Source organism: Microterricola viridarii, assembly GCF_900104895.1.
In the GTDB taxonomy this organism is placed as follows: Bacteria; Actinomycetota; Actinomycetes; order Actinomycetales; family Microbacteriaceae; genus Microterricola; species Microterricola viridarii.
The window spans coordinates 3,637,966-3,663,258 of record NZ_LT629742.1 but is presented as its reverse complement, the minus strand read 5'-3'; the positions used below and the strand labels follow the sequence as shown (position 1 = coordinate 3,663,258).

The 25,293-nt window shown below is 70.2% G+C and carries 28 protein-coding genes; 13 read left to right on the top strand and 15 right to left on the bottom strand.

Features of this window, described 5'->3' with window-relative positions; all coding sequences use genetic code 11:
- Positions 1 to 64: 64 nt before the first annotated feature.
- Positions 65 to 1,789 (top strand): ubiquinone-dependent pyruvate dehydrogenase, encoded by a 1,725-nt coding sequence (gene poxB, locus BLT62_RS16845; protein ID WP_083365106.1) that lies wholly within the window; start codon positions 65 to 67, stop codon positions 1,787 to 1,789.
- An 85-nt stretch (positions 1,790 to 1,874) separates the two neighbouring features.
- Here the strand turns inward: poxB and BLT62_RS16840 are convergent, their stop codons facing one another.
- The 3 genes from BLT62_RS16840 to BLT62_RS16830 all read right to left on the bottom strand — a co-directional run bounded on the left by BLT62_RS16840 (position 1,875) and on the right by BLT62_RS16830 (position 4,646).
- Positions 1,875 to 3,173 carry a cytochrome P450 gene (locus BLT62_RS16840; protein ID WP_083365105.1) on the bottom strand — a complete coding sequence of 433 codons (1,299 nt, stop codon included), beginning with the start codon at positions 3,171 to 3,173 and terminating at the stop codon, positions 1,875 to 1,877.
- Between the two features lie 186 nt (positions 3,174 to 3,359).
- A complete protein-coding gene (locus BLT62_RS16835) occupies positions 3,360 to 3,731 on the bottom strand; it encodes a nucleoside triphosphate pyrophosphohydrolase family protein (RefSeq protein WP_231919275.1) in 372 nt (123 codons plus the stop codon).
- A 33-nt stretch (positions 3,732 to 3,764) separates the two neighbouring features.
- Positions 3,765 to 4,646, bottom strand: coding sequence for a leucine-rich repeat domain-containing protein (locus tag BLT62_RS16830; RefSeq protein WP_156786406.1), 882 nt, complete (start codon positions 4,644 to 4,646; stop codon positions 3,765 to 3,767).
- 236 nt (positions 4,647 to 4,882) lie between these two features.
- Between BLT62_RS16830 and BLT62_RS16825 the strand changes: the two genes are divergently transcribed.
- Positions 4,883 to 5,296, top strand: coding sequence for a hypothetical protein (locus BLT62_RS16825; RefSeq protein WP_083365102.1), 414 nt, complete (start codon positions 4,883 to 4,885; stop codon positions 5,294 to 5,296).
- Positions 5,297 to 5,343: 47 nt separating this feature from the next.
- On the opposite strand, the gene BLT62_RS16820 is transcribed toward BLT62_RS16825, so the two are convergent.
- A complete protein-coding gene (locus BLT62_RS16820; RefSeq protein ID WP_083365101.1) occupies positions 5,344 to 6,531 on the bottom strand; it encodes a 4-hydroxybenzoate 3-monooxygenase in 1,188 nt (395 codons plus the stop codon).
- An 85-nt stretch (positions 6,532 to 6,616) separates the two neighbouring features.
- Entirely contained in the window at positions 6,617 to 7,378 is a 762-nt protein-coding gene (locus BLT62_RS16815) for an IclR family transcriptional regulator (RefSeq protein ID WP_083365100.1), read from the bottom strand.
- A gap of 140 nt (positions 7,379 to 7,518) precedes the next feature.
- Here BLT62_RS16815 and BLT62_RS16810 point away from each other — a divergent pair, with 140 nt between their 5' ends.
- A complete protein-coding gene (locus BLT62_RS16810; protein ID WP_083365099.1) occupies positions 7,519 to 7,980 on the top strand; it encodes a hypothetical protein in 462 nt (153 codons plus the stop codon).
- 24 nt (positions 7,981 to 8,004) lie between these two features.
- The gene (locus BLT62_RS16805) at positions 8,005 to 9,036 is read left to right on the top strand and encodes an oxygenase MpaB family protein (protein ID WP_083365098.1); all 1,032 of its coding nucleotides are present in this window, start codon (positions 8,005 to 8,007) and stop codon (positions 9,034 to 9,036) included.
- A gap of 19 nt (positions 9,037 to 9,055) precedes the next feature.
- Here the strand turns inward: BLT62_RS16805 and BLT62_RS16800 are convergent, their stop codons facing one another.
- The 5 genes from BLT62_RS16800 to phnD are packed head-to-tail and all read right to left on the bottom strand — an operon-like array spanning position 9,056 to position 13,091.
- Positions 9,056 to 9,691, bottom strand: coding sequence for a TetR/AcrR family transcriptional regulator C-terminal ligand-binding domain-containing protein (locus BLT62_RS16800; protein ID WP_083365097.1), 636 nt, complete (start codon positions 9,689 to 9,691; stop codon positions 9,056 to 9,058).
- Complete coding sequence (locus BLT62_RS16795; protein ID WP_083365096.1) at positions 9,688 to 10,491, bottom strand: tyrosine-protein phosphatase; 804 nt, start codon at positions 10,489 to 10,491, stop codon at positions 9,688 to 9,690. The genes BLT62_RS16800 and BLT62_RS16795 overlap by 4 nt, the downstream gene beginning before the upstream one ends.
- A complete protein-coding gene (gene phnE, locus BLT62_RS16790; RefSeq protein WP_083365095.1) occupies positions 10,488 to 11,345 on the bottom strand; it encodes a phosphonate ABC transporter, permease protein PhnE in 858 nt (285 codons plus the stop codon). Before phnE ends, BLT62_RS16795 begins: the two co-directional genes overlap by 4 nt.
- The gene (locus BLT62_RS16785) at positions 11,329 to 12,138 is read right to left on the bottom strand and encodes a phosphonate ABC transporter ATP-binding protein (protein WP_083365094.1); all 810 of its coding nucleotides are present in this window, start codon (positions 12,136 to 12,138) and stop codon (positions 11,329 to 11,331) included. Before BLT62_RS16785 ends, phnE begins: the two co-directional genes overlap by 17 nt.
- A 53-nt stretch (positions 12,139 to 12,191) precedes the next feature.
- Positions 12,192 to 13,091 carry a phosphate/phosphite/phosphonate ABC transporter substrate-binding protein gene (phnD, locus tag BLT62_RS16780; RefSeq protein WP_083365093.1) on the bottom strand — a complete coding sequence of 300 codons (900 nt, stop codon included), beginning with the start codon at positions 13,089 to 13,091 and terminating at the stop codon, positions 12,192 to 12,194.
- Positions 13,092 to 13,379: 288 nt separating this feature from the next.
- On the opposite strand from phnD, the gene BLT62_RS16775 reads away from it, so the two are divergent.
- The 6 genes from BLT62_RS16775 to BLT62_RS16750 all read left to right on the top strand — a co-directional run bounded on the left by BLT62_RS16775 (position 13,380) and on the right by BLT62_RS16750 (position 20,130).
- Complete coding sequence (locus BLT62_RS16775; protein WP_083365092.1) at positions 13,380 to 13,877, top strand: bifunctional nuclease family protein; 498 nt, start codon at positions 13,380 to 13,382, stop codon at positions 13,875 to 13,877.
- Positions 13,878 to 13,987: 110 nt separating this feature from the next.
- Positions 13,988 to 15,379, top strand: a complete 1,392-nt coding sequence (locus tag BLT62_RS16770; protein WP_083365091.1) for an FAD-binding oxidoreductase — start codon at positions 13,988 to 13,990, stop codon at positions 15,377 to 15,379.
- The gene (locus BLT62_RS16765) at positions 15,376 to 16,728 is read left to right on the top strand and encodes a class I SAM-dependent methyltransferase (protein ID WP_083365090.1); all 1,353 of its coding nucleotides are present in this window, start codon (positions 15,376 to 15,378) and stop codon (positions 16,726 to 16,728) included. The genes BLT62_RS16770 and BLT62_RS16765 overlap by 4 nt, the downstream gene beginning before the upstream one ends.
- A gap of 56 nt (positions 16,729 to 16,784) precedes the next feature.
- Complete coding sequence (locus BLT62_RS16760; protein ID WP_083365089.1) at positions 16,785 to 18,503, top strand: long-chain-fatty-acid--CoA ligase; 1,719 nt, start codon at positions 16,785 to 16,787, stop codon at positions 18,501 to 18,503.
- A gap of 115 nt (positions 18,504 to 18,618) precedes the next feature.
- On the top strand, positions 18,619 to 19,248 hold the full coding sequence (locus BLT62_RS16755) for a TetR/AcrR family transcriptional regulator (protein ID WP_083365088.1): 630 nt from the start codon (positions 18,619 to 18,621) through the stop codon (positions 19,246 to 19,248).
- A gap of 81 nt (positions 19,249 to 19,329) precedes the next feature.
- The gene (locus BLT62_RS16750; protein WP_083365087.1) at positions 19,330 to 20,130 is read left to right on the top strand and encodes an alpha/beta fold hydrolase; all 801 of its coding nucleotides are present in this window, start codon (positions 19,330 to 19,332) and stop codon (positions 20,128 to 20,130) included.
- A 3-nt stretch (positions 20,131 to 20,133) separates the two neighbouring features.
- On the opposite strand, the gene BLT62_RS16745 is transcribed toward BLT62_RS16750, so the two are convergent.
- Both BLT62_RS16745 and BLT62_RS16740 read right to left on the bottom strand, forming a co-directional pair.
- Positions 20,134 to 20,805 (bottom strand): YdeI/OmpD-associated family protein, encoded by a 672-nt coding sequence (locus BLT62_RS16745; RefSeq protein WP_083365086.1) that lies wholly within the window; start codon positions 20,803 to 20,805, stop codon positions 20,134 to 20,136.
- Positions 20,806 to 20,851: 46 nt separating this feature from the next.
- Positions 20,852 to 21,067, bottom strand: a complete 216-nt coding sequence (locus tag BLT62_RS16740) for a hypothetical protein (RefSeq protein ID WP_083365085.1) — start codon at positions 21,065 to 21,067, stop codon at positions 20,852 to 20,854.
- 177 nt (positions 21,068 to 21,244) lie between these two features.
- On the opposite strand from BLT62_RS16740, the gene BLT62_RS16735 reads away from it, so the two are divergent.
- A complete protein-coding gene (locus tag BLT62_RS16735; protein ID WP_231919274.1) occupies positions 21,245 to 21,571 on the top strand; it encodes a DUF7882 family protein in 327 nt (108 codons plus the stop codon).
- 20 nt (positions 21,572 to 21,591) lie between these two features.
- Here BLT62_RS16735 and BLT62_RS16730 read toward each other — a convergent pair whose 3' ends face one another.
- The 3 genes from BLT62_RS16730 to BLT62_RS16720 form a co-directional block, all read right to left on the bottom strand.
- Positions 21,592 to 21,921 (bottom strand): DUF7882 family protein, encoded by a 330-nt coding sequence (locus BLT62_RS16730; protein ID WP_083365545.1) that lies wholly within the window; start codon positions 21,919 to 21,921, stop codon positions 21,592 to 21,594.
- A gap of 62 nt (positions 21,922 to 21,983) precedes the next feature.
- On the bottom strand, positions 21,984 to 22,442 hold the full coding sequence (locus BLT62_RS16725; RefSeq protein WP_172829740.1) for an SRPBCC family protein: 459 nt from the start codon (positions 22,440 to 22,442) through the stop codon (positions 21,984 to 21,986).
- 48 nt (positions 22,443 to 22,490) lie between these two features.
- Entirely contained in the window at positions 22,491 to 23,549 is a 1,059-nt protein-coding gene (locus BLT62_RS16720) for a YihY/virulence factor BrkB family protein (RefSeq protein WP_083365082.1), read from the bottom strand.
- Between the two features lie 254 nt (positions 23,550 to 23,803).
- Here BLT62_RS16720 and BLT62_RS16715 point away from each other — a divergent pair, with 254 nt between their 5' ends.
- Positions 23,804 to 24,700 (top strand): SDR family oxidoreductase, encoded by an 897-nt coding sequence (locus BLT62_RS16715; RefSeq protein WP_083365081.1) that lies wholly within the window; start codon positions 23,804 to 23,806, stop codon positions 24,698 to 24,700.
- 53 nt (positions 24,701 to 24,753) lie between these two features.
- The gene (locus BLT62_RS16710) at positions 24,754 to 25,281 is read left to right on the top strand and encodes a Dps family protein (RefSeq protein WP_083365080.1); all 528 of its coding nucleotides are present in this window, start codon (positions 24,754 to 24,756) and stop codon (positions 25,279 to 25,281) included.
- Positions 25,282 to 25,293: the final 12 nt, after the last annotated feature.

Here is a 25,293-nt window from a genome sequence, read left to right as displayed (position 1 = left end):
CGGGAACCCGGCGTAGGGTGGCCCGCACGCGCACCACCCGCAGGGCTACTCGGAGGAGAAGGCAATGGGAACCGTCGCAGAGAACATCGTCGAGGTGTTGAAGGTCAACGAGGTGCGGCGGGTGTACGGCCTCCCCGGCGACTCCTTGAACGGCTTCACCGACGCCCTGCGCAAGGACGGCACGATCCGGTGGGTGCATGTTCGACACGAGGAGACGGCCGCATTCGCCGCGGCCGCCGATGCCGCGCTCACCGGCGAGCTGGCCGTCGTGGCCGGCTCCTGCGGGCCAGGCAACCTCCACCTCATCAACGGCCTGTTCGATGCGAACAGGTCGAGGGTGCCGGTGCTCGCGATCGCGGCGCACATCCCCACGGCGGAGATCGGCAGCGGCTACTTCCAAGAGACGCACCCGCAGGAGCTGTTCCGGGAGGCCTCCGTCTACGTCGAGTACGTGGCCGACCCCAGCCAGATGCCGCGCGTGCTCGAGATCGCCATGCGCTCGGCGATCGAGCTGCGCGGAGTGGCCGTCGTCGTGATCCCGGGCGACGTGGCGTTGGCCCGTGCGACCGAGCAGCGGGCCGTGCGGATTCGCCGCGCCAACCCGGTGGTCACGCCGAGCCGACCCGAGCTCGCCGAGGCGGCCGCGCTGCTGAACGGCGCGAAGAAGGTCACCATCCTCGCCGGCGCGGGCGTGGAGGGCGCGCACGACGATGTCATCGCGTTGGCCGAGCTGCTCGCCGCGCCCATCGTGCACGCGCTGCGCGGCAAGGAGTTCATCGAGTACGACAACCCCTTCGACGTCGGGATGACGGGGCTGCTCGGGTTCGCGTCCGGCTACCGGGCGATGGAGGCGGCCGACCTCGTGCTGGTCCTCGGCAGCGACTTCCCGTATCAACAGTTCTACCCGAGCCGGGCAACGACGGTGCAGGTCGACATCCGGGGTGCGCAGTTGGGCCGCCGGCATCCGGTCGACCTCGGCCTCGTCGGCGATGTGGGCGACACCGCCCGGAGCCTGCTGCCGCTGATCGAGCGCAAGGAGTCGCGCCGCCACCTCGACGACGCGCTCAGCCACTTCGCCGCGACCCGGGCGAAGCTCGACGAGCTCGCCGTGCCCGCGGCCGCCGGCCGGCCGATCCACCCGCAGTACCTCACCAAGCTGCTCGATTCGCACGCCGGGGCGGATGCCGTGTTCACCGCAGACGTGGGTTCGCCCGTCGTCTGGGCGGCGCGCTACCTGCACATGAACGGCGCGCGCCGGCTGGTCGGCTCGTTCAGCCACGGCTCGATGGCGAACGCCCTGCTCCACGCGATCGGCGCCCAGGCCGCGCAGCCGGAGCGCCAGGTCGTCGCCCTGGCCGGTGACGGCGGCCTGAGCATGATGCTCGGCGAGCTGATCACGCTCACGCAGAACCGGCTCCCGGTGAAGGTCGTCGTGTACAACAACTCGTCGCTGAACTTCGTCGAGCTCGAAATGAAGGCCGCCGGGTTCATCACCTTCGGCACCGAGCTGCGCAACCCCGACTTCGCGAGCCTCGCCGAGGCGATGGGCATCCACGGCCGACGCGTCGAGCGCTCGGAGGATCTGGAGCAGGCGGTCACCGAGTTTCTCGCCGTCGACGGCCCCGCGCTGCTCGATGTGGTGACCGAGCCACAGGAGCTGTCGATGCCGCCGGCGATCACGGCCGAGCAGGTGAAGGGGTTCACCCTCTACGCGCTGCGCACCGTGATGTCCGGGCGCGGCGACGAGCTGCTCGATCTGGCGCGCGCGAACTGGCGCCAGCTGTTCTGACGCCGGGTTCATTCTGATGTCGGGCCCGTTCTGAAACCGGGCGGCGGCATGCAGCGCGGGGCTCAGGCCACGATGCCGCGCTTGGTCAGCCTCGGTGCACCGGGCAGCGCGATGTGGTTGCCTCGGCGCGCACGCGGCCGCCCGAGGCGGGCTTGGTGGGAAGGCGGCGGCGATTGACGTCGAGACCGGAGCCGAGGATCGTCACGCCCGGATCGCTGAGCGCTGAGACGGCGGCCGCCAGCCCCGCGATCGCGAGCTTCTCGCCGGGGCAGCGGTGCCCGCTTGCCACATCGGCCCCACCCTGCGGAACGAAGGCCGTGAGCGCCTCGTAGTCCTCGACACCCTCGAAGCGCTCGGGGTCGAAACTCTCGGCGTGCGGCCACGACCGCGGGTCCGTGTCGGTGCCCAGGATGTCGAGCACCACCCGCCCGCCGGCGCGCAGACGTTCGCCGTCCAGCTCGATGTCGGCGAGCGCCCGCCCCGGCAGCATCGGCACGAACGGGGCCGTGCGTCGGATCTCCTGCGCGAAGGCCGTCGCGAGCGGGCCGTCGACGAGGGACCCACGCTCGGCCGCCTCGGCCGCGATGCGAGAGCGCCACTCCGGTCGGTCGCGCAGTTCTTTCGCGGCGAAGGCGACGAAGCGGGCGACCGCGATCATCGGGCGGATGCTGTTCTGCAGCTCGATTCCGGCCAGCCGCGCAGGAAGAAGGTCACCGCTCGGATCGCGGTGGCTCGCCCACTCGGCGAGGGCGGTGCCCGCCTCCGCGTCGAGCGTTCCGGCGCGCACGGCCTCGATCAGCCGTTGCGCATGACGATCCGACCACAGCCTGTTGCCGTAGGCGAGCAGATACTCGGGGGAATAGGGCACACCGAATCCGTCGACGATCTGTGCCAGCCGAGCCGCCCAGCGGGTCTGGGCCTCGCGCGTGCCGGGCAGGCCGGCCCACCGCATGATCGCCCGCCCGAACGCGCCGACCGCGGCGTCGTAGGCGCTGCGCTCGCCGCCGCCGAGCCAGGCGTCGAGCTCAGACTGCCACTCCGTCTGAAGCACTGGACGCAGCCGTTCGACCTGCGCGTCCTCGTAGGCGACATCCACGAACGTCGCCTTGCGATGATGGTGCGCCGCGCCGTCGAGGCTGTGCACCGAGCCGCGCCCGAAGAGCGTGTCCTGCACGAATGCGGGCATCGCTCCGTGGCGCGCGATGCGGGTGTCGTCATAGAAGAGGGCGACGCCGTCGCTGCCGCGCACGAGAAGCGCGTCGCCCCCGAGCAGGCGCAGCGGCACGGCCCGGGCGCCCTGGCGGGTGCGGCGCCAGATCTGCGCGCCGAAGTCGTAGCCGCGGGTGAGGAATGACAGGGAGTCGTCGTGGAGCAGGCCAGTCATCGGGTCACCTGCTCACGGGGTGGGGTGGCGGCCGCAGAGGCGGCGCGGACGTTCGTGGGAGACATCCCTCCATGGTTCCAGCGAGAGCGGCGCGGTTCTAGGGGATAGCCGTCGGGCTGTCCCTGTGCTAGGTCGACCAGCCCGGCCGAGGGCGCTGCGCGGCAGCGGCGGCCGCGGACCGAGCGGTTACGTCCCGGACGCCTCCGCAGTATCGCCAGCGGGAGACGCCTTGAGCCGCTGCTCCAGCTCGCCCATGGTGGCAAGGAAACTCGCCTCCAAGTCGACCCCGAGCTTGTCGGCCAACGTCAACAGCGACCACAGGCAATCCGAGAGCTCATGGGAGAGTCGCCCGCTCACATCGTCCGGGGCACGCCAGCCCTCCGCGCCTTGCACAGCCTTCGCCAAGTCGCCGACATCGCCGATCAGTCCGAGCAGGACTTGCTGCGCATCCCACACCCGGCCGTTGCCGCTGGGGGCCGGGGCCATGTGCAGCATGCTCGTCATCTTCTCGGAGAGGTGGTGCCCTCCGGACGCGGCGACGTATCGTCGCGGCGTCAATGTGCGGCCGCCCTCGGGTTCGGCATTCTCGCGCTACCGCGGCGACCGTGCCGCCAGCGCCGCATCGACGTGCTGCGTGGACGGCTGATACCTCTTGCGGCTCGCCATCCTCACTCTGGTCAACGCAGGCAGGGCGAGGAGCGGCGAGAGATCGCCGTCGAGGACGACCGTCGATTCGTACGCAAACAGCTGCTCCAGCTTCGTGAGGCGCAGGAGCGGATGCAACGACTCGATGTCTTGGCAGTTGCCGATGTTCAGCGATGTCAGCTCTGTAAGGCCGACGAGATCGTCCAACCGGTCGAGGCGACCGCAGGAGTCGAGGGTCAGCACCCTCAGCGCGGAGGAGTTGGCCTGCGTTCGAAGTGCCGAGAAGTCGCGAAGGCGCCGGGCGAGGACGATCTCGAGTTGGGCGAGCAACGGAAAGCTGCCCAGCCCGTCCAGGCTCTGGATGCTCGGCCAGTGCTTCATGCGCAACGTGGTCAGCTTGGTGAGTCTCGACAGCGGGAGGAGATCGGCGGCGGCGTAGCCAAGCGAGCCGAACTCGGTGAGCTCTGTCGCAGCGTCGATCGTGCTCGACACGTGCCGCCAGGAGGACCACAGGGAGGTCAGATTCGGCAGCTCGTTCAGGTCGAGGGTGGCCGTGGCGCCCGCCTCAACCGCCAAGAACTCCAGCGACGCTCCGAGGGCGTGTATCGGTGTCAGATCTTCGAGTGAGCGATCCAGAATGTCGAGCCTGCGAATGCGGAGTCCACGGAGAAAGCCGAGGTCTCGCTCGTTGAATCCGTGCGCGTGGTTGAGCACAAGGCCGTCGGCACCCTTGGTGTGCATCGCTCGTTCGGCCGCCGCGCTCCACGCTCCGGTGACCACGAGCGAGCGGCCCTCTGGTGTCTCTTCGATTCGAAAATCTCTGCGCATCAACCTCTCGCTCTCCGCCCCGGAGCAGCCGGAGCAGCCGGAGGAGTGGTGCCGCGCAGTGGGTGTGCGGGGCAGGCGGGGCGACCGTTGGTGTGAAGCGTAGCTCGTGCGCGATCGGGATTGTGGAGCCGCGCCCGGCGAGCGAGGCCGGCATCCGGGCTCAGGGGAGTCGTTGCCATCTCGCCGGAAAAGGCGTTGACTGGGGCGACCCAGCTCCGCAGAGAGGCGGAAAGTTCATGGATACGAGCATTGTCCTGTGGATCGTCGTCGGCGTCATCGTGGTGATCGTCGTGATTGGCGTCGTGTACTACTTCTCGAAGCAGCGCCGGGAGGCGACTGCCGCCGCCGACCGGCGCAAGGCGGAGGACATCCGCGCCCAGGCACAGGAGGGAGCGGAGGACGCCCGCAAGAACGACGCCGAAGCCCAGCGTGCCGCGGCCGAAGCCGAACTGGGCCGCATCGAGGCGGACCGCTTGCAGCGGGAGGCCGAGTTGCGGCAGTCGGAGGCCGCCACCTTCCAAGCGAAATCCGAGGAACAGTTTCGCGAGGCGGATGCCGTTGACCCGGATGTCAACGACGTGCGCCGCGACGACGTGCGCCGCGGCGGGGACGCCGCGCCGGAACGACCGCGCCCCGACCCCACGCCCTGATTGCGAGTCGAGCCGCGCCACGGCACCCGAGGCTGGTTGGCCTGCCCCTAAACGCCGACCTCCAGCGGCCAGCCGGTGTACGCCTCGGCAAGATAGGCGCTGCCGGCCTCCGACTCGACGACGCCGCGCAGCTCACCGAGCTGGCGCCGCTGGTCGAAGTCGCTGGCGTCGGGTGCCGTGTGCAGCATGCTCGTCATCCACCAGGAGAAGTGCTGGGCCTTCCAGATGCGGCGCAGCGCGGTCTCGGCGTAGCCGTCGAGCGGCCGCTCGTCGCGCTCGAGCAGCAGGGCCTGGAGGGCGCGGTTGAGGAGGAGCACGTCGGCCACGGCGAGGTTCATGCCCTTGGCTCCGGTGGGCGGCACGGTGTGCGCGGCGTCGCCGACGAGGGCGACCCGGCCGTGGCGCAGCTCGTGGGCGACGAAGCTGCGGAAGCGCAGCACGTCGCGCTGGAAGATGGGGCCCTCGGCCAGTTCTGTGCCGGGCACCCGCTCCTGCAGGGTGGCCCAGATCTCGGCATCCGTCAGTGCGTTCGGGTCGGCGTCTGGATCGCACTGGAAGTACATGCGCTGCACCTCGGGGCTGCGCTGGCTGATGAGTGCGAAGCCGGCCGGTGAGCTGCTGTAGATCAGCTCCTCGGCGCTCGGCGGAGCCTCGGTGAGGATGCCGAACCAGGCGAACGGGTACTCACGGAAGTAGCCGCCGGTTGGGGAGCCGGTGACGGCGGTGCGGGCGACGCTGCGGGAGCCGTCGGCGCCGACCACGAACTCGGCCTGGATCTCGAGCTGCCGGCCGTCGGCGTCTGTGGCGATAACGCGGGGCCGGTCGGATGACGCGTCCTCGACGCCCTGGGCGGTCACGCCGAAACGCAGGTCTTGGCCGGCGGCGAGGCGGGCGGCGATCAGGTCTTTCAGCGCCTCGTGTTGCGGGTAGAGCCAGACGCTGCGGCCGACGAGGGCGGCGAAGTCGATGCGGTGGCGCTCGCCGTCGAAGTGGAACTCGACGCCGTCGTGCCGTTTGCCCGTTGTCAGCACGCGGGAGGCGGCGCCCATGCTGGCCAGCACCTCGACGGTGCCCTGCTCCAGGATGCCGGCACGCACCGTGCCCTCGATCTCGGCGCGACTGCGGGAGTCGATGACGATCGAGTCAATGCCGGCCTCGCTCAGCAGGTGGCTGAGCAGCAGGCCAGCTGGGCCGGCCCCGATGATCGCGACGCGGGTGCTCACAGGCTGGGTCAAGTCGTCTCCTTCGACGGCGGGATGCGGAGCGACCAGTCTCCCCGGCGCCCGCGCCGGGCGAACGGCCCTGCCCGTTGAACGGCAATCAGGTGCGCCGTGCACCCGCCAGTGCGCGCGAGATGCCGGCCGCCGCGGCGAGCAGCTCCTCGAGCGCGGCCGCCTCCCGCCCCGAGTCGCGCGGCAGCACGACCGAGAGCGCCGCCGTGATTCCTCCGGCCTCGTCGCGCACGGGCACGGCGACCCCGGTCGAGACGAGCTCGATCCAGCCGGGCGCGACGACGTGGCCGCGGCGGCGCGCGTCATCCATCACCCGGCGGAGCGTGGCCGGGTCGGCCGGCGTCTCGCTCGTGAGGGCAGCCAGCGGGCCGGCGAGCAGGCGGCCCTGCACCTCCTCGCCCGCGTAGGCGGCCAGGATCACCCCCGACGAGGAGGCGTGCAGCGGCAGCCGACCGGCGATCCGCGTGACATTGGCGCCGGATGTCGGTGAGGAGAGCCGTTCGAGGAAGAGCGCCTCGTCGTTCTCCAACACGGCGAGCTGGGTGTGCTCGCGGATGCGGGCCTGCACCCGCTCCATGAACGGCATGGCCAGCTGGCGCAACCGCATGGCCCCCGCGCTGCGGGTGGAGAGCTCCCACAGGCGCAGCCCGACCCGCACCCGCTTGTCGTCGCCGCGCTCGAGCAGCCCCTCGGCGATCATCTCGCTCACCAGCCGATGCGCGGTCGACGGTGGCAGTCCGGCCCGCCGCCCGATCTCGGAGACGGTCTGCGCGGTGCGGCTGGGCGTGAACGATTCCAGCACCCGGGCGATGCGGCCGGTGAGGGAGTCGCCGGAGGGGGAGTTGGCCATGGACTGATCGTGCCACAGAGCGTCGATCCGTGCCGTTGAACGGGCAACCGTGAGCGGACCTGCGGGAACAGCGCCCGGGGCGGCGGCGCGGTGCGCCGGGTGCATGCGAGAGTAGGCCCATGTCGCCGCGAGAAGACCGAGTGAGGCAGATCATCGCCGTGAGCCTCTGCTGGCTCCCGCTGCTGGTGCTCCTCCTGTCCCTCCCCGCCACGTGGGAGGCCGTCACCGGCACGATCACGACGCAATGGCAGGCCGGGGCCGCCTCCACGCAGGCACCGGCCTGGACCGCCCTGTTGTTGCCGGCGTCCGTGAGCTTTCTCACGGGCCTGCTCGCGACCGCCTACGACGGCGGCGGCCGCGGGCGCCGCATCGCCTACCTGTTTTGCTTCGGCTCGGCATCCGCCGCGCTCTGGGTCTGGTTCTGCCTCCTCGGCGCGAATGCGGCGACGGCGGCCCCGGCCATGCCGAACCAGGTCTTGCTCTTCCCGTTCTTCGTGCTGCTCGGCTTCATCCCGTGGGTGGTCGCCGGGCGCGGTGCGGATGCGGCGGAGGCGGCGGGGCCGGATTCACCCGCTTCGCAGCAGATCCGCAGCCGCAGCTAGGCCGAACCGGGCTAGCGTCGTCTCATGAGCGATCGCCGCGCGGCCGACGCCGGCGCCCCGCCGAACGGGGCGCCGCACGGCAGCGCGCACGACGGCATCGCGCACGACGCCACCGCGCGCTGGCGGCCCGGCCGCTCGGGTCGCCGCCGGCCGCCGCCCTGGACGCACGCGCTCGCAGGCGGCACGGATGCCGGCTTCTTCGGCCCCGGCAGCGCCGTCTGGGCGGTCAACGGCGCACTGCCGACACTCGTCGCCGGCATCCGCGCGCTGCTTCTGCAGACCCTGCACCCCGGCGCGATGGCCGGCGTGCACGACTGGTCGCGCTACCACGAGGACCCGCTCGGGCGGCTGGACGGCACCGTGCGCTGGGTGGCCACGACGACGTTCGGCGACCGGGCCAGTGCGACGGCGGCATCCGCCCACGTCTCCCGGCTGCACGAGCACGTGACCGGGACCTACGTCGACGCCCGCGGAGAGGAACGCGCGTACGCGGCGAACGACGAGGAGCTGCTGCGCTGGGTGCACGACGCCTTCACGGAGGCGTTCCTCGGCGCGCACGCCACCTGGGGCGGGCCGATCCCCGGCGGGCCGGACGCCTACGTGCGGGAATGGGCGCAGGCCGGCGTGCTGATGGGCGTCGCCCACCCGCCGCGGAGCGTCGCCGAGCTGCACGCCGAGATGGACGCCTTCCTGCAGGAGGCCAAGCCCGACGCCCGGGTCGCCGAGGCGGTGCGGTTCCTGCGGAAGCCCGGCCTGCCGGGCATGACCGGCCGGGTGTACCCGATCCTGTTCGGCGGGGCGGTCGCCTCGCTCGACCGGCGCCAGCGCGAGCTGCTCGGCCTGCGCCGGCCGTGGTGGCCGGCGGTGACGTTGACCCGGGCGTTCCTCGTGTTCGGGGTGCGGGTGCTCGGCCGGATGTCGCCCAGCGAGCAGAACGCGCGGGCCCGGATCGCGCGGCTGGAGGCGGAGGCCCCCGCCCGCGACGAGGCGAGCCCGTCGAGCAGGGAACCGGCGGGCGGGCAGGCGGGCGGCCCGGAGCCGGCCCTGGAGGGATGAGACCCCGCCCTCGCGGCGCTCAGGCCAGCATGCCGCGCCAGACGATCTCCAGCGCGGCGCGCACGCGGGCGCGGGTGGCCGGGTCGTCGAAGCTGTCGCCGCGCACGATGAGCTGGTAGTAACAGGCGCCGGCGATGGCGTCGAAGCTGGCCTCCACGTCGAGGTCGGGGCGCAGGATGCCGCGCTCACGGCCGACCAGGAACGCCCGCTCCATCGGGCCGCGCCGGCGGGCGACGTGCGACGACCAGTACGCCTTCTGCAGCTGCCGGTCGGCCATCACGAGCCGGATGCGCTGGCGGAAGCGGGTCTCGGTGAACTGCGAGGTGCCGCCGAAGCTCGGGTCGCCGAGCAGCGCGGCGAACACCGCCTCGCGCAGCGCGCCGGCGCCGTCTCCGTCTGTGGGGATCTCGGCCGGCACGCTGCGCCCGACGTCGAGCGCCGCGGCGATCAGCGTGGTCATCGAGGGCCAGCGGCGGTAGAGCGCGGCGCGGCTCACACCGCTGCCGGCGACCACCCGGGCGACCGTGACCTCCTGCTCGGCGTCGATCAGGGCGAGGGCCGCCGCAAGAATCTGCCCGTCGAGCTCCTCGTCGCGCGGGCGACCGGGGCCGCGGCGAACCGCGGCCCCGGCATCCGGAGCGGTGGGCAGGGTCATGCGCCGAGGGCGCGGGAGCGCAGCCGGGCGACGGTGTCGTCGCCGAGCCCGGCCGCGCGCAGCGGCGCCAAGGGGTCGCCGTGCCGCTCGCGGAGCCCGGCCAGCAGCACCCGCATCGACGGGTGCATCGGCTGCTCGGTGAGAGAGGCGGCGCTCGCCCCGTTGAAGTCGATGCCGAGGCGGGCCATCATTGCCCCCATCACCGGGCGGGTGCGCTCCAGGATCGCGGGCATGTTGGGGCCGGTGCTGGCGTAGTCGGCGACGATGTCCTCGTCGTCTGCACCCAGGATGAGCAGCAACAGGGCGGCCAGCACGCCCGTGCGGTCGCGGCCGGCCGCGCAGTGGAACGCGGTCGACCCCGGGGCGAATGCGATGATGCCCAGCGCCGTGACGAGCTGCGGGGCGGCCCGTTCGACCATGGCCAGGTACATCTGCCCCATGGCCTCCGGCGTGAAGCTCGGCACCTCCTTCGGCATGCCGTCGGCCACGCTCGCCATCAACGGAAGGTGGTGGTAGGCGACGGCGTGGCCGGCGAGCGGGCCGCGGCCGGTGAGGGAGACCTCGAGCGGGGTGCGGAGGTCGATGACCGCGGCGAGGCCGTTCTCGACCAGCTCGGCCGCGGCATCCGCGGTGATGGTGGAGAGGTCGTCGGCCCGGATGGCGACGCCGGGGCGCACGCTTCCGTCGCCGACCGGGATGCCGCCGAGGTCGCGCAGGTTGACCGGCGCGCTCAGCACGATGTCGATGCCGGTGTCGATGCCGTCGTCGATACCGGGGCGGAGGAGGGTGGAGGAGCTCATGTGATTCTCTTTCTGATGAGGGCGCTGCCCTGGTCGATGGCCGTGACGAGCACGATGATGCAGATGATGATGGCGCTGAGGTGGCCGTAGTCGTACATGCGCATGGCGGTGGTGAGCTCGAGGCCGATGCCGCCGGCGCCGACGAGCCCGAGGATCGTCGCCCCGCGCACATTGCCCTCGAACAACAGCAGCGTGTACGAGACGAGCAGCGGCGCGGCCTGGGGGAGCACGCCGTACTGGATCACCTGCCGCTTGGAGGCGCCGACGGCCTGCATGGCGGTGATCGGGCCGCGGTCGACCGACTCCATCGCCTCGGCGAAGATCTTGCCGATCGAGCCGAGGGAGCCGAGCGTCATGGCGAGGATTCCGGCGAACGGGCCGAGGCCCACCGCGGAGACGAACATCAGCGCGAAGACCAGGTCGGGCACCGAGCGGATGACGTTCATCACCCAGCGGGCCGGGTAGTACAGCCACTTCGGCGCGATGTTCGAGGCCGCCGCGAACGCGACGAACAGCGACAGCACGGCGCCCAGAACGGTGCCGACGATGGCCATCTGGAAGGTCTCGACGAGCAGCGCGGCGATGGTGCCGAATTTGCTGAAGTCGGGCGGGAACAACCGGGAGAGGAACTCGCCCATGTTGACGGTGCCCTGGCCGAGCTTCGCGAAGTTGAACTCCGCGCCGTTGAACGACCAGAGCAGGAGCAGGATCGCGACCGGGATACCGATCAGGAACCGGGTGCGCGGCGCCGAGAAGGCGCGCTCCAGCCGGGCCCGCTCGGCCGCGCTGAGCGGGGTGGGCGTCGTCTCGCGGCGCACAGCCGGAGCGGGGAGAGTCTCAGTGGTCGCGCTCATCGCCGGCGCCCTCCTCGTCCTGGTAGAGCACCGCGAGCTGGGCGGCGTCGAGCTGCGCCGTGCGCCCGGAGAGCACCATCTCGCCGTGCCGGAGCCCGACGATGCGGTCGCTGTGCGCGAGGGCCAGCGGCAGCACGTGCAGGCTGACCAGGACGGGGATGCCGTCCTCGGTCGCGATCTCGCGCAGCAGCTCGAGCACCGAGTCGGCGAGCTTCGGGTCGAGGGAGGCGACCGGCTCGTCGGCGAGGATGGCCCGCGGCTGCTGCATGAGCGCCCGGGCGATGGCGACCCGCTGCTGCTGGCCGCCGCTCAGCGAGCGGGCGGCATCCTTCGCCTTGTGGGCGATGCCGACCCTGTCCAGCAGGTGCATGGCCCGGGCGCGGTGCGCGCTGGAGAATCCACCGACCACGTTGATCGGGCCGGCGCCGTGCAGCGCGCCGGTGAGCACGTTGGAGAGCACGCTCAGGCGCGGGATCAGGTTGAACTGCTGGAACACCTGGCCCACCTCGGAGCGGAGGGTCCGCAGCTCGCCCCGCGCCAGGTTGGTGACGTCGTGCCCGGCGACCCGCACGCTGCCGCCCGAGATGGGGGCGAAGCCGGTGAGGCTCTTCATCAGGGTGGACTTGCCGGAGCCGGAGGCGCCGAGCAGGGCGACCATCTCGCCCGGCAGCAGGTCGAGGTCGACGCCGTTCAGCACGAGCTGCTCGTCGTAGGCGACCCGGAGGCCGCGCACCGAGACGAGGGGCAGCGCCTGGCGCAGCTGGGCGGTGGTGGGCAGCTGTACGGCGGGCATCGTGGCGGATGTCAGGGCATCTGGCGGTGGGGCGACGGGGCGGACCGCCGTCCTCACTTCAAGTCCTCGAGCTTCACACCGGCGACGGCCGCGATCTCGGCGAAGGAGGAGAAGACGCTCGGCTTCGGCGCGATCTCGACGTCGAGCCCGATGAAGGAGCTGTAGCCGGCGAGAGCCTCGGCGTTGGCCTCGGAGAAGACCTTCGGCAGCGCGGTCTGCAGCAGCTCGCGGGTCTCCTGGTCGAGGGACTGGCGGGCGAGCACGGTGCCCATCACGTCCATCGCCGGGCTCTCGCCCACGGCCCGCCACTCGCCGTCGGCGAACGGGAACATGGGCGCGCCCATCTCGGTCAGCACGAACGCGGTGCAGGCGGCATCCACCTGGCCCTGCGCCAGCGCGGCGAAGCTGCCCTCGTGCCCGCCGGCGAAGATCGACTCGTAGTCGGTGCCCTGCTCCAGGCCCGCCTCGTGCAACATGTAGACGGGCATGAAGTAGCCAGAGCTGGAGGCCTGGTCGGCGAAGGCGACGGTCTTCCCGGCGAAGTCCTCGACGGCCTGGATGGGGGAGTCCTCCAGTACGACGCAGGTGGAGACCGGGTCGCCGCTGCCCTTCCAGGCAAGCAGTGCGTCGACCTCGCCGGTGTTGACGGCGAGCGCGGAGGGGAAGCCGCTCATGATGCCGATGTCGACGTGGTTGGAGCGGATGGCCTCGACGACGCTCAGGTAGTCGGGCACGTCGGTGATCTCGACGGTGCGCCCGGTCTCCTCCTCGAGCAGGCGGGCCAGGGCGTCGACGGGGTTCTCGACCGTCGGGTCGTCCGAGACGGGGATCGTCGCGATCGTGATGGGGGCGTCCTGGGCCGGCGAGGCGCCGACGTCGGATGCCTGGCATCCCGTCAGTGCGAGGGCGGAGAGGGCGAGCATGCCCATCGCGGGCAGGGTGTAGCGACGCATGGCGACCTTTCGGAGTGTGGTCCCTCGCGAATTGCGAGAACACCGGTATCCAAACGGCAGAAGGTGAGCGGCAATTACGAGAACGCCGTACTGCGAATCAAACGGAGGGTGAACAGTGCGGGCACGGGCCGGACCCGCCTCGGCCGCCGGGTGCCAGCGGCGCCGAGCCGGCGGTGGGCGGGCGCATCGGTCCGGAACGGCTGCTGGGCGAAGACTCGCAGGGCCGTCACGCGGGCGCCGGACGTACTATGGCGGTGTCATGCCCGACGGTTCGACGGGAGTCGACACATGGTAGAGGTTCGCGTACTCGGGGTCGCCCTGGACGTCGAGGGTCAGCACGTCATCCTGCTGAAGTCGCTCTCCGATGCGCCCGGCGTCGGGCAGGTGCTGCCGATTTGGGTCGGCGAGCAGGAGGCGACCTCGACGCTCTTCGCCCTGGGCGGCGACCCGCCCCCGCGGCCGCTGACCCACGACCTGATGAAGACGCTGGTCGACAGCGTCGGCGCCCGCGTCGAACGGGTGGAGGTGACCCGCATCGACGAGGGCACCTTCTACTCCGAGATCACGCTCGCCACGGCTGCCGGCCGGCTGGTGCTGGATGCCCGGCCCTCGGATTCCGTCGCCCTCGCGGTGCGGACCCAGACGCCGCTCTTCGTCGCCGACGCGGTGTTGGAGGCGGCGGGGATCCCCGCCGCCATGGTGGAGACGGTCGCCGACGAGGACGAGGCGCTCGACGAATTCAAAAGGTTCCTGGACGACGTGGACCCGGAGGACTTCCAAGGCTGAACGGGCGGCCCCAGCCGATGGCCACGCCCCGCAATGCGTCTGCGGAACGGCGGAGACCTCCCGCCGGATTGGAGGTCGCGGCCCGCGGCGTTGCGGACTAGCGTGGGAGCGTGTCCGTCGCTCCGGTTGATGCACGGGTCGCTCACGCCGATGGCGTGCAGCGCCTACTGGCGAGCTATCGGGCGCTGCCGGACGGCGCGCCGGTGCGGCTGGCCAAGCCGACCTCCAACCTGTTCCGCACGCGCACCCAGGCGCGCGCGCCGGGCCTGGACACCACCGGGCTGACCGACGTCATCGCTGTCGACCCCGAGGCGCGCACCGCGGATGTCGCCGGCATGTGCACCTACGAGGACCTGGTCGCCGCGACGCTGCCGCACGGGCTGGCTCCGCTGGTGGTGCCGCAGCTGAAGACCATCACCCTCGGCGGGGCGGTCACCGGCCTCGGCATCGAGTCGACGTCATTCCGCAACGGCCTGCCGCACGAGTCGGTGCTCGAGATGGACATCCTGACCGGCGCGGGAGAGCTGCTCACCGCGTCGCCGGAGGAGAACCCCGACCTGTTCCGCGCGTTCCCCAACTCCTACGGCACCCTTGGCTACGCGGTGCGCCTCCGCATCGAGCTGGAGGAGGTGAAGCCGTTCGTCGAGCTCCGGCATGTGCGCTTCCACTCCCTCACCGAGCTGGTCGCGGAGATGAGCCGCATCACCGAGACCCGGCAGCTGGACGGCATCCGCGTCGACTACCTCGACGGCGTCGTGTTCAGCGAGGAGGAGGGCTATCTCTGCCTGGGCACGCAGAGCGATGCGCCCGGCCCGGTCAGCGACTACACCGACCAGGCCATCTACTACCGCTCCATCCAGCACGAGGCCGGCGTCAAGACCGACCGGCTCACCATCCACGACTACCTGTGGCGCTGGGACACCGACTGGTTCTGGTGCTCTGAGGCGTTCGGCGCGCAGAACCCGCGCCTCCGCCGGCTCTGGCCGAAACGCTACCGGCGCAGCAGCTTCTACGGGACGCTGATGAAGTATGAGCAGCGCTTCCACATCGGTGACCGCCTCGAACGGGTCAAGGGCAAGCCGCGGCGGGAGCGGGTCGTGCAAGACGTCGAGATCCCGATCGAGCGCTGCGTCGAGTTCCTGGACTGGTTCCTGGCCCGGGTGCCGATCACCCCGATCTGGCTGTGCCCGCTGCGATTGCGCGAGGTGGGCGAGACGGCTGCCGGTTGGCCGCTCTACCCGTTGCAGCCGAACCGCGGCTACGTCAACGTCGGCTTCTGGTCGACGGTGCCCGTCGGGCGGCTGACCGGCCAGACGAACCGGATGATCGAGCGCAAGGTGAGCGCGCTGGACGGCCACAAGTCGCTGTACTCCGACTCCTTCTATACGCCGGCCGAGTTCGACGCGCTCTACGGCGGCGAGGCCTACCGCGCGGTGAAGCGGCGGTACGACCCAGACTCACGACTCCTCGACCTCTACGCGAAGGCGGTGCAACGACGATGACGACGTTCAAAGAGCGGATGCCGGACAACGCAGAACACGGCAGGGAAGAACACGGTGAATCGGGCGCGCCAGCGCCCAAGCTGACCCTGGCGCAGGTCCTGGAGATTCTGGCCGGCGGCCGGCTCCCGCTGCGCTTCACCGCCTACGACGGCAGCTCCGCCGGGCCGCCGGATGCAACCCTCGGCATCGAGCTGAAATCGCCGCGCGGCACCAGCTACCTGGCCACCGCCCGCGGCGACCTCGGCCTCGCCCGCGCCTACATCGCCGGCGACCTCGAGGTCCACGGGGTGCACCCCGGCGACCCGTACGAGCTGCTCAAGGCGCTCGCCGGGGACCTCGTCTTCACGCTGCCGCAGCCGCGCGTGATCGCCGACATCGTCCGCTCCATCGGCGTCTCGCACCTGCTGCCGGTCGCCCCGCCGCCCGAGGAGGCGCCCGCCCGCTGGCGCCGCGCCGCCTCGGGCCTGCGGCACAGCAAGGGCCGCGACGCCGATGCGATCCACCACCACTACGACGTGTCCAACACCTTCTACGAGTGGGTGCTCGGCCCCTCCATGACCTACACCTGCGCGTGCTACCCGGACGCGGGCGCCACGCTCGACGAGGCACAGGAGAACAAGTACCGGCTGGTGTTCGAGAAGCTGCGGCTGAAGCCCGGCGACCGGCTGCTGGACGTCGGCTGCGGCTGGGGCGGCATGGTGCGCTACGCCGCCCGTCGCGGCATCCGCGCCACCGGGGTGACCCTGTCGAGGGAGCAGACCGCGTGGGCCCAGCAGGCCATCGCCGACGAGGGCCTCGCCGGGCTGGCGGAGGTGCGCTACGGCGACTACCGCGACATCGGCGAGACCCGCTTCGACGCCGTCTCGTCGATCGGGCTGCTCGAGCACATCGGCGTGCGCAACTACGCGGCGTACTTCGCGTTCCTGCAGTCGCGGCTGCGCCCGGGCGGCCTGCTGCTCAACCACTGCATCACCCGGCCGGAGAACACGCACAAAGCAGCGGCCGGCGGCTTCATCGACCGCTACGTCTTCCCCGACGGCGAGCTGACCGGCTCGGGCCGCATCATCACCGCAGCGCAGGATGTCGGCCTCGAGGTGCTGCACGAGGAGAACCTGCGCCGGCACTACGCGTTGACGCTGCGCGATTGGTGCGCCAACCTCGTCGCCCACTGGGACGAGGCGGTCGCCGAGGTGGGGCTGCCGACCGCCAAGGTGTGGGGCCTGTACATGGCGGGCTCCCGGCTCGCCTTCGAGAGCAACGGCATCCAGCTGCACCAGGTGCTCGCCGTCAAACCGGATGCGAAGGGCGGCATTGGCGACCTGCCGCTGCGCCCGTGGTGGACGCCCTGAGCGCCGCGGCACCGGGGGTGAAAGTGAGCGGGAATCAGGGAAACTATGCTGGAGCGGTGAATCTGAACGAGACCCGCGCCTGGAACCGCTTCTACGCGCCCGGAACCCCCGTCGACATCGAGCCGGTCACCGGGTCGCTCGTCGACCTGCTGGACGGGAGCGTGGCCCGCTGGCCCGGGCAGGACGCCATCAGCTTCTTCGGCGAGACGGTGACCTACCGTGAGCTCGCCGACCGGGTCGCGCGGGTCGCGAACGGGCTGGCCACGCTCGGGGTGAAGGCCGGCGACCGGGTCGCCCTCATCATGCCGAACGCGCCGCAGCACGTCATCGCCTTCTACGCGGTGCTGCGCCTCGGCGCGATCGTCGTCGAGCACAACCCGCTGTACACCCGCGACGAGCTCGAGACGCAGTTCCGCGACCACGGCGCCACCGTCGTCGTCAGCTGGGACAAGGTCGCGCCCACCATCCAGTCGCTGCCCGCCGAGCTCGGCATCAACACCGTCATCGCGGTCGACGTGACCCGCGCGATGCCGTTCCTGACGCGCCTCGCGCTGCGCCTGCCGGTGGCGAAGGCCAAGGAGTCGCGCGCGAAGCTCACCGGGCCCACCACGGGCACCGTGGCGTTCGCCGCGCTGGAGCGCTCGGCGCCGCTGCCGGCGAACCACCCGCGCCCCGCGGCATCCGACGTCGCCTGCCTGCAGTACACCTCGGGAACGACGGGGGCACCCAAGGGCGCCATGATCACGCACGCCAACCTGTGGTCGAACGCCCGCCAGGGGGCCGCGTGGATGCCGGAGTTCACCCGCGGAGAGGGCAGCATCTACGGCCTGCTGCCCATGTTCCACTCCTTCGGCCTGCTGCTCTCGGTGATCTACTCGGTGGAGACCGGGTCGCGTGCCGTGCTGTTCCCGACGTTCGACCCGGAGCTCGTCTCGCAGGCGGCGAAGCGGTTCCCGCCCACCTTCGTTCCGGCGGTGCCGCCGATGTTCGACCGCCTGGCCCGCGTCGCCCGCGACGGCAAACTCGACCTGAGCGGCGTCGTCTACGCCATCTCCGGCGCGATGACGCTGACCCCGGCCGTCGTGAAGCGCTGGGAGGATCTCGCCGGCAGCATGCTCAACGAAGGCTATGGGTTGACCGAGTCGAGCCCGGTCGCCCTGGCGAACCCGTTCAGCGACACCCGCAAGCTGGGCACCATCGGCATCCCCTTCCCCTCCATCGACATGCGCGTCGTCGACCCGAACAACCCAGACGTCGAGGTTGCCCTCGGTGAGACGGGCGAGCTGCTGATCGCCGGCCCGCAGGTGTTCCAGGGCTACTGGAACCGGCCGGAGGACACCGCCGCGACCCTGTTGCCCGGCGGCTGGCTGCGCACCGGAGACCTCGTGGTGCAGGACGAAGACGGCTTCGTCACCGTCGTCGACCGCAAGAAGGAGATCATCATCACCGGCGGCTTCAACGTCTCGCCGAGCGAGGTCGAGGCGGTGCTGAACCAGCTGCCCGGCGTGGTGGAGTCCGTGGTCGTCGGCGTGCCGCGCGGCGGCGGCGTCGAGGTCGTGACGGCCGCGGTCGTCCTCGAGCCCGGCGCCACCTTCGACGCGGATGCCGCGCGCGCGCTGGCCCGCGAGCAGCTGGCCGAGTACAAGCGGCCGTCGACGTACCTGGTCTGGGAGGAGCTGCCGAAGTCGCTGATCGGCAAGATCCTGCGCCGCCGGGTGCGCGATACCCTCGTCGCCGACCGCAACGCTGTGCGCGCCGCGCCAGAGGGTGAGTAGCGACACCCCGCCCCGCCGCCTGTCAAAGCTGAATCCCGAATGCCCAACGGTAGAGTGGGGCGAACGACCTCGAAGCCCCGAATTCCGCGCGGCGCACGCCACGGACCGGAGAATCATGCCTCACACTGCGACCCCCGCCCCCGAGGGGCTGCGCGCCCGCAAGCGTCGCGCCACCGAGAACGCCATCGAGATGGCCTCCGTCGAGCTCGCGCTCGAGCTGGGCTTCGACCACGTGACCGTCGAGGCGATCTGTGAGCGCGCGGATGTCTCGCGCAGCACCCTGTTCAACTACTTCCCGTCGCGCGACGCCGCCATCGTGGGGCGCCCTATCCCGGTGCTCGGCGGCGAGGAGGCGGCCGCGGTGCTCGACCAGGCACCCGACGATCTGACGCGCGGCCTGTACAAGCTGATCTTCGCCTCGATCGGCCACGCCCACGTCAACAGTGACGTCGCGCGGATGCGGGCCCGTCTCGCGGCCGAGCAGCCGGCCGCCCGCAGGGTGGGAACCATTCTGCTCGTCGAGACGGGGGAGCGTTTGATGGAGGCGGCCGCGAGCTGGCTGCGCGCGCACCCCGAGCTGGCCAAGCTGCCAGGGGAGCCGGAGCGCGAGGCATCGCTCGCCACCAACGCCGTGTACGCCGCACTCACGGTGATGGCGGGAGGGTGGCTGTCGTCGGTCGGCGACGTGGAGGCCAGTGAAGCCGATTTCGAACGGGCGATGGCGCAGCTCCGCGCGGTGATCTAGCGCTGTGAGGCGCTCTCTCTGCTCGTGCCCGGTGCCGCGCGCGTCGCGCGACCGTGCATCCTGCGCGAGAGAATGGTTGCCATGACTCCTGCCTTTCCGGCCCTCACCGAGATGCCGCATCCGCAATTCGTGATGTCGGACGACGGGCGCCGCATCGCCACCTACCTCTGGGGCGACGACGACGCGCCGACCGTGCTCTGCGTGCACGGCTTCGCGTCGAGCTGCCGCGACAACTGGGTCAACACCGGCTGGGTGCGCGACCTGACGCGGGCCGGATTCCGGGTGCTCGGCGTCGACCAGCGCGGGCACGGCGCGAGCGACAAGCCGCACGACGCGGCCGACTTCAGCATGGACGCCTTCGTGGCCGACCTGGTCACCGTGCTCGACACCTACATGCTCGACTCGGTGCTCTACGCCGGCTACTCGCTCGGCGCCCGCGTCGGCTGGCAGCTCGCCGTGGCGCACCCGGAGTTGGTGCGGCGCGCGGTGCTCGGCGGCATCCCCGACGGCGTGCCGCTCGCCCGGCTGCAGATCGAGCAGGCGCGCGCCTACGCCGAGCAGGGCACCCCGCTCGAGGACAAGACCACCCTCAACTACGTGACGCTCGCCGAGCGCGTCGCCGGCAACGACCTGCGCGCCCTCATCGCGCTCGCCGAGGGCATGCGCTTCGGCGACGCCGACCCCGATGTCACGCACCCGCCGCTGCAGCCGATCCTCTTCGCGACGGGCAGCGAGGACGCCATCCTGGAGGGCTCGAAGCAGTTGGCGGATGCCACCCCGCACGGTTCCTTCGTCGAGCTGCCCGGGCGGCACCACTTCAACGCCCCCGGCTCCCGCGTGTTCCGGGAGGCCGCGCTCGCCTTCTTCGAGGAGCGCGGCTAGCGCTCAGCTGTTCGAGGAGGCCGCGCGCGCCGCCTCGGCGGCCCGCGCCGCCCACTTGGGCACCTCGCCGTAGCGCTGGAACGGCACCAAGACCCCGGCGGCGCTGTCGTCGATGAGCTGGGCCAGCCGGCGCTCCCGGGTGGCCTCCTGCTTCGCCGAGAGCACCCAATGGGTGGCCTGGCGGCGGTACGTCGGCGTTGCGGCCGCCCAGAATGCGGATGCCGCCGGGTTCGCAGCCAGCCGGGCCGACGCCTCGGGTGAGAACTCCTGCTCGGGGTTCTCGTGTGAGTACACCCCGGAGCGGTCGGCGCGGCGGCGCTCGAAGGCGGCGAGGCCGGCCGGGTGCATCTTGCCGGCGGCGGTGAGCTGCTCGACCAGGGCGATGTTCACGCTCGACCAGGTGCTCGCGCCCTTGCGCGGGGTCCACCGCTGGCGCCGGGCGTCGTCGTCGATGCGTTGGGCCACGGAGTCGATCCAGCCGAAGCAGAGCGCCTCGGGAACGGCCTGCTCCCAGGTGAGGCCGCGCTCTGGCACGTGCTTCTTGTAGAGCCCCATCCAGAGCTCGGTCTCGGTCTCGTGGTTGGCCACCAGCCAGGCCCGGAACTCCTCGGGGGAGTCGAAGAAGATCGCTGGCCGCTCCGCCGAGCCGCCCGGGTTGCCGATCGACGTTTTCATGGCACGAGTCTGCCAGAACACCGGCGCCGCGGCATCCGCGACGCCCTCACTCGAGGAGGCCGGTGTCCTCGCCGATGTTGACGTCGAGGGGGTCGCCCAACACCCCGGTTCGTTTGTGCTCGGGTTCCGCGGCGTCCTCGTTCTCGAACACGCCCTCGTCGGCCGGCACCGTGATCTCGTCCTCCATCAGGAGGTCATCCTCCATCTGTTGCGGGTCGTTCAGCCGGTTGTCGTTCAGTCGGTCGTCGTTCTGGTCGCTCATGTGAATCAGCTCCTCAGGCTCGGATGCTCCCACGATAGTTCCGAAGCTTGAGAACCGCGTGGGCTTGACAAGCGGCCGTGCTCGGAGCCGAAATGACCCCCGAATGGGCGTCAGGCGGTAGGGTGGGCTGAGATTGCCGGAGGGATCCCTCTGGCTTCGAACCAGAACACGGGGTGCATGATGGGCGCAATTATCTATGGTGGCGGGGAGCGCCGCGTCGAACTGGACGATCGCACCCTGGCGCACGTGAAGTCGGTTGTCGTCACCAAACTCCGGCGTCAGGAGTCCTTCACGCTCTCGTGCATCGAGGGCCTCGGCGACGACAGTCACCGGAGCTCGCTCTGGATTCACCCATCGATCCCGCTCGAGTTCGAGTTCACGGATCCCGATCGACCTGAACTCAACCGGGCTTGGCTCAACGCCCTGATGGTGAGCACCAATGGCTCCGGCGACCTCTGGGTCGATCCAGAACCGGATGCGGAACCAGGGGTCACTGCGGCGTGAGTCGGCCCCGCCCGTGACGCCTAGACGTGCGGGTGCTCCCGCACGTAGGCCTCGGCCTCTTTCTCGGGCAGCACGACCATGCCCCGATCGCTGACGGCCGTCAGCTCCAAGGCCTGAACCCAGATGGGGCTGAGCTTCGGGGCGGTGTTTCCCCGAAAGTGGAACTGCAGCGGGATGGCTGGAGACAGCCAAATGCTGATCCGCCCCGATCCGCTCGACGCCGGCACGACCCAGCTCAGGTAGAACGATTCCTGACGTCGGAGTTTTGCGCCCACCGCAACCTTGACGTGGGCGAGCGTGCGGTCTTCCATCTCGTAAGAAGTCTCTGCACCGTAGATAAGTTCGCCCATTGTCACAGGATGATGCAGCGGACTAGCGAAAGCAAGTCCGACTTGCGATTGGGCGCGCCGGGTTAGAGGGCTTCGAACCGCTGGAGTGTCTGCTCCCAGCCGATGGGCGCGCGTGTGCCGCTCTCGAGTTCGCGCTTGAATCCGCGCAGGTCGGCATTGATCTGCACCCCATCGAGGAACATCAGTGGGATGTAGCTCTCCTGGGAGTCCGGCCGCTGCCATTCCAGCGCGATCATCACCCGTGTGCCCCCACCGTCAATCGGGTCGAAAGTCACCTCGCCGTCTGGCGCGCGTTCCTCCGGGCTCGCCCACGTGATCGAGCGGCCGGTGCCGTCCGGTTCGACGAGGGCGTGCGCGCTGTCCGGTGGAACGCCATTCACCCGCACCGCCCACTGCACCCGCGCCGCCGCGGTGCCGGTCTCCGTTTGTTGAGGCGCGGCACCGTTGGTGCGCTGCCAATGTGCATAGGCCTCTTCGACGGTGGCGTCGACCTCGATGACTGCTGTCACCCTGTTTCTCATCGTGCTTCTCCCAACCCCTGAGTGTGTGTGGCCGGCATCAACGAATCCTCATCTCTTGCCCCCGTTCTGCTCGACGCGGATGCCGGCCCCCTCGGCGATGTCCTTGGCCTCTTTCGCATTGGACTTGACGAACTTCTTCCTCGAGCGCAGGGGCAGCTGGATGCCCGCCTCGGCCGGGATCCCGGCCTGCAATTGGCGCGCCCGCTCGAGCTCGGCGTCGAACTCCGCCCCGAACAGGAGGGCGAGATTCGAGAGCCACACCCAGACGAGGAAGATCACCGCGCCGGCCAGTGCGCCGTAGGTGCGGTCGTAACTGGAGAAGTTCGCCACGTAGAAGGAGAATCCGGCGGTCATCACCACGATCGCGACCACTGCCACCAGGGCGCCCATGCTGATCCACCGGAACTTCGGTTGCTTGATGTTCGGGGTGGCGTAGTAGAGGAGTGCGATCGCGAGAATGATGGTGACCAGGAACAACGGCCACTTCACGATCGACCAGATCAGCACAGCCTGCTCACCCAGCCCGAGGTACTGGCTGATCGCCGCGGCCGTCGTGTCGCCGATGGCCACCAACACCGTCATCACGACGACGAGCAGCATGCCGATCAGCGTCACGACCAGCTGGATGAACTTCAGCTTGATGAAGGTGCGCCCCTCTGCCACCCCATAGACGCGGTTCATCGCGCGACTGAACGCACCGGTGTAGGCCGACGCCGACCAGATTCCGACGACAATGCTCACGATGAGTGCGGTGCCCGCGAATTGTCGAGAGCTGGCCTGGTCCAGGATCGTGTTGAGGAGCGCGACCGCGGATTCCGGCGCGACCTGCTCCGCAATCGACGTGAGCATGTCCGAGAACTTCTGCCCGTTGCCGAGCAGTCCGAGGATCGAGACGAGGGCGATCAATGCCGGGATGACGGCCAGCACGGCGTAGTAGGTGAGCGCGGCGGCAGAGTCCGGGCAATTGTCGCTGTTGAACTCGCGCACTGTCTTGCGGAGCGCGTAGCGCCAGGAGCGGGGCTCCAGGTGCCACGGCCAGGCCGGCTTGCGCGCGTCATCCGGCAGGGGCGTCTTCTGGGTGCTGCTGCTCATGCTGGTGTCGGCCATGCTGTCTCCGCGCTGCGTTCCGTAATAGAGAGGGTCCGCCCTCCTGGGGCTTCTTCAAGGCTGTCAGCGGCGCACGGGAGTGAACAGGGGGTTGACAAGTGCGCAATCGGCAACATCTTCCCGCCCACCGACCGCTGCCTCGACCGTCGCGAAGAGCCGCCCATCTAGGCGGAGTGGCGTCGGTTGTCAACCCGTTGGCGTCGGATTGGGCGCCTGCCTAGCGTGGTCTGAAGACGCGATCGAAGGGAGCACCGATGACCAACGACCAATACACGTTCGACAATCCGAAGACGCGCTACGACGCCCTCTCACCGCCCGGGCAGCATCAGCCGGAGCCCGGCCTCGATAGTCGACTCAGGCCCCGCCCCGATCTCGGTGAACAGAGTTATCGGGGAACGGGCCGGCTGACGGGCAGAAGAGCGCTCATCACGGGAGCGGATTCCGGAATCGGAGCGGCGGTCGCAATCGCGTTCGCCCGAGAGGGTGCCGATGTGGCGCTGGCGTATCTGCCCAGTGAGCAGAGCGACGCCGCGCGGATCGCGGAGCTCGTCCGCTCCGCGGGCAGAGAGGCGGTCCTCCTGCCCTGCGACATCTCCGTGAACGAGGAGTGCACCCGTCTGGTCGACGACGCAGCGAATGCGCTCGGCGGACTGGACATCCTCGTCAACAACGCCGGCAAGCAGGTCTACTGCGAGAAGCTCGAGGATCTGGCCGACGACGCATTCGACGCGACACTGCGCACGAACGTCTACGCCATGTTCTGGATCACGAAGGCCGCGCTGAAGCACCTGCCGGCAGGATCCTCCATCATCAACACCACCTCTGTTCAGGCATACAAGCCCTCGCCGATCCTCGTCGACTACGCGACGACGAAAGCGGCGATCAACGCCTTCACCAAGGCCCTCGGCGCCCAGCTTGCCGAGCGCGGCATCCGAGTGAACGCAGTGGCGCCGGGCCCGGTCTGGACAGTGCTTCAAGTCACCGACGGCCAGCCGCCAGAGAAGATCGCCGCGTTTGGTCATGACACGCCCCTCGGGCGCGCAGGCCAGCCAGCGGAAATGGCCCCGGCGTACGTGTTCTTGGCCTCCTCGGAGTCCAGCTATGTCATCGGGGAAACGCTGAACGCCAACGGCGGGATGCCAACGCCCTAAGAAGTCCGTCACCCGAACCACTGCCAGTCAACCTGGCCAACGAAAGGAACACCGTGAAAGCCTCCGCAACTCTGACCCAGAACCTCCAGTCCGTGCTCGTCGACTTGATCGAGCTGCATCTGCAGGGCAAGCAGGCGCACTGGAACATCGTCGGGACCAACTTCCGCGATCTCCACCGCCAACTCGACGAGGTGGTGCTCAGCGCGCGCGACTTCTCAGACGAAGTGGCCGAACGGATGCGTGCACTCAACGCCGAGCCCGATGGCAGGTCCAGGACCGTCGCGGCGTCGACGAGCCTGGAGGAGTTCCCGCTCGGTGAGGTCTCGACGCATGACGCCATCGACCTGATCTCCGCGCGACTGGAGGCCACCTCGCAGACGATGCGCGGGGTGCATGACGAGATCGATGAGGAGGAGCCGACGACCGCCGACATTCTGCACGCGATCATCGAGAAGCTTGAACAGTTCGCGTGGATGATCAGTGCCGAGAACCGCACACCGGGGTCGGTCAAGCAGCAGCGCCCGGCCGAACCGGGCTCGGCCCCGCGCAAGAAGAAGTCCGCTTCGGCGTCGAAGAAGTAGAGAAGGAGACGA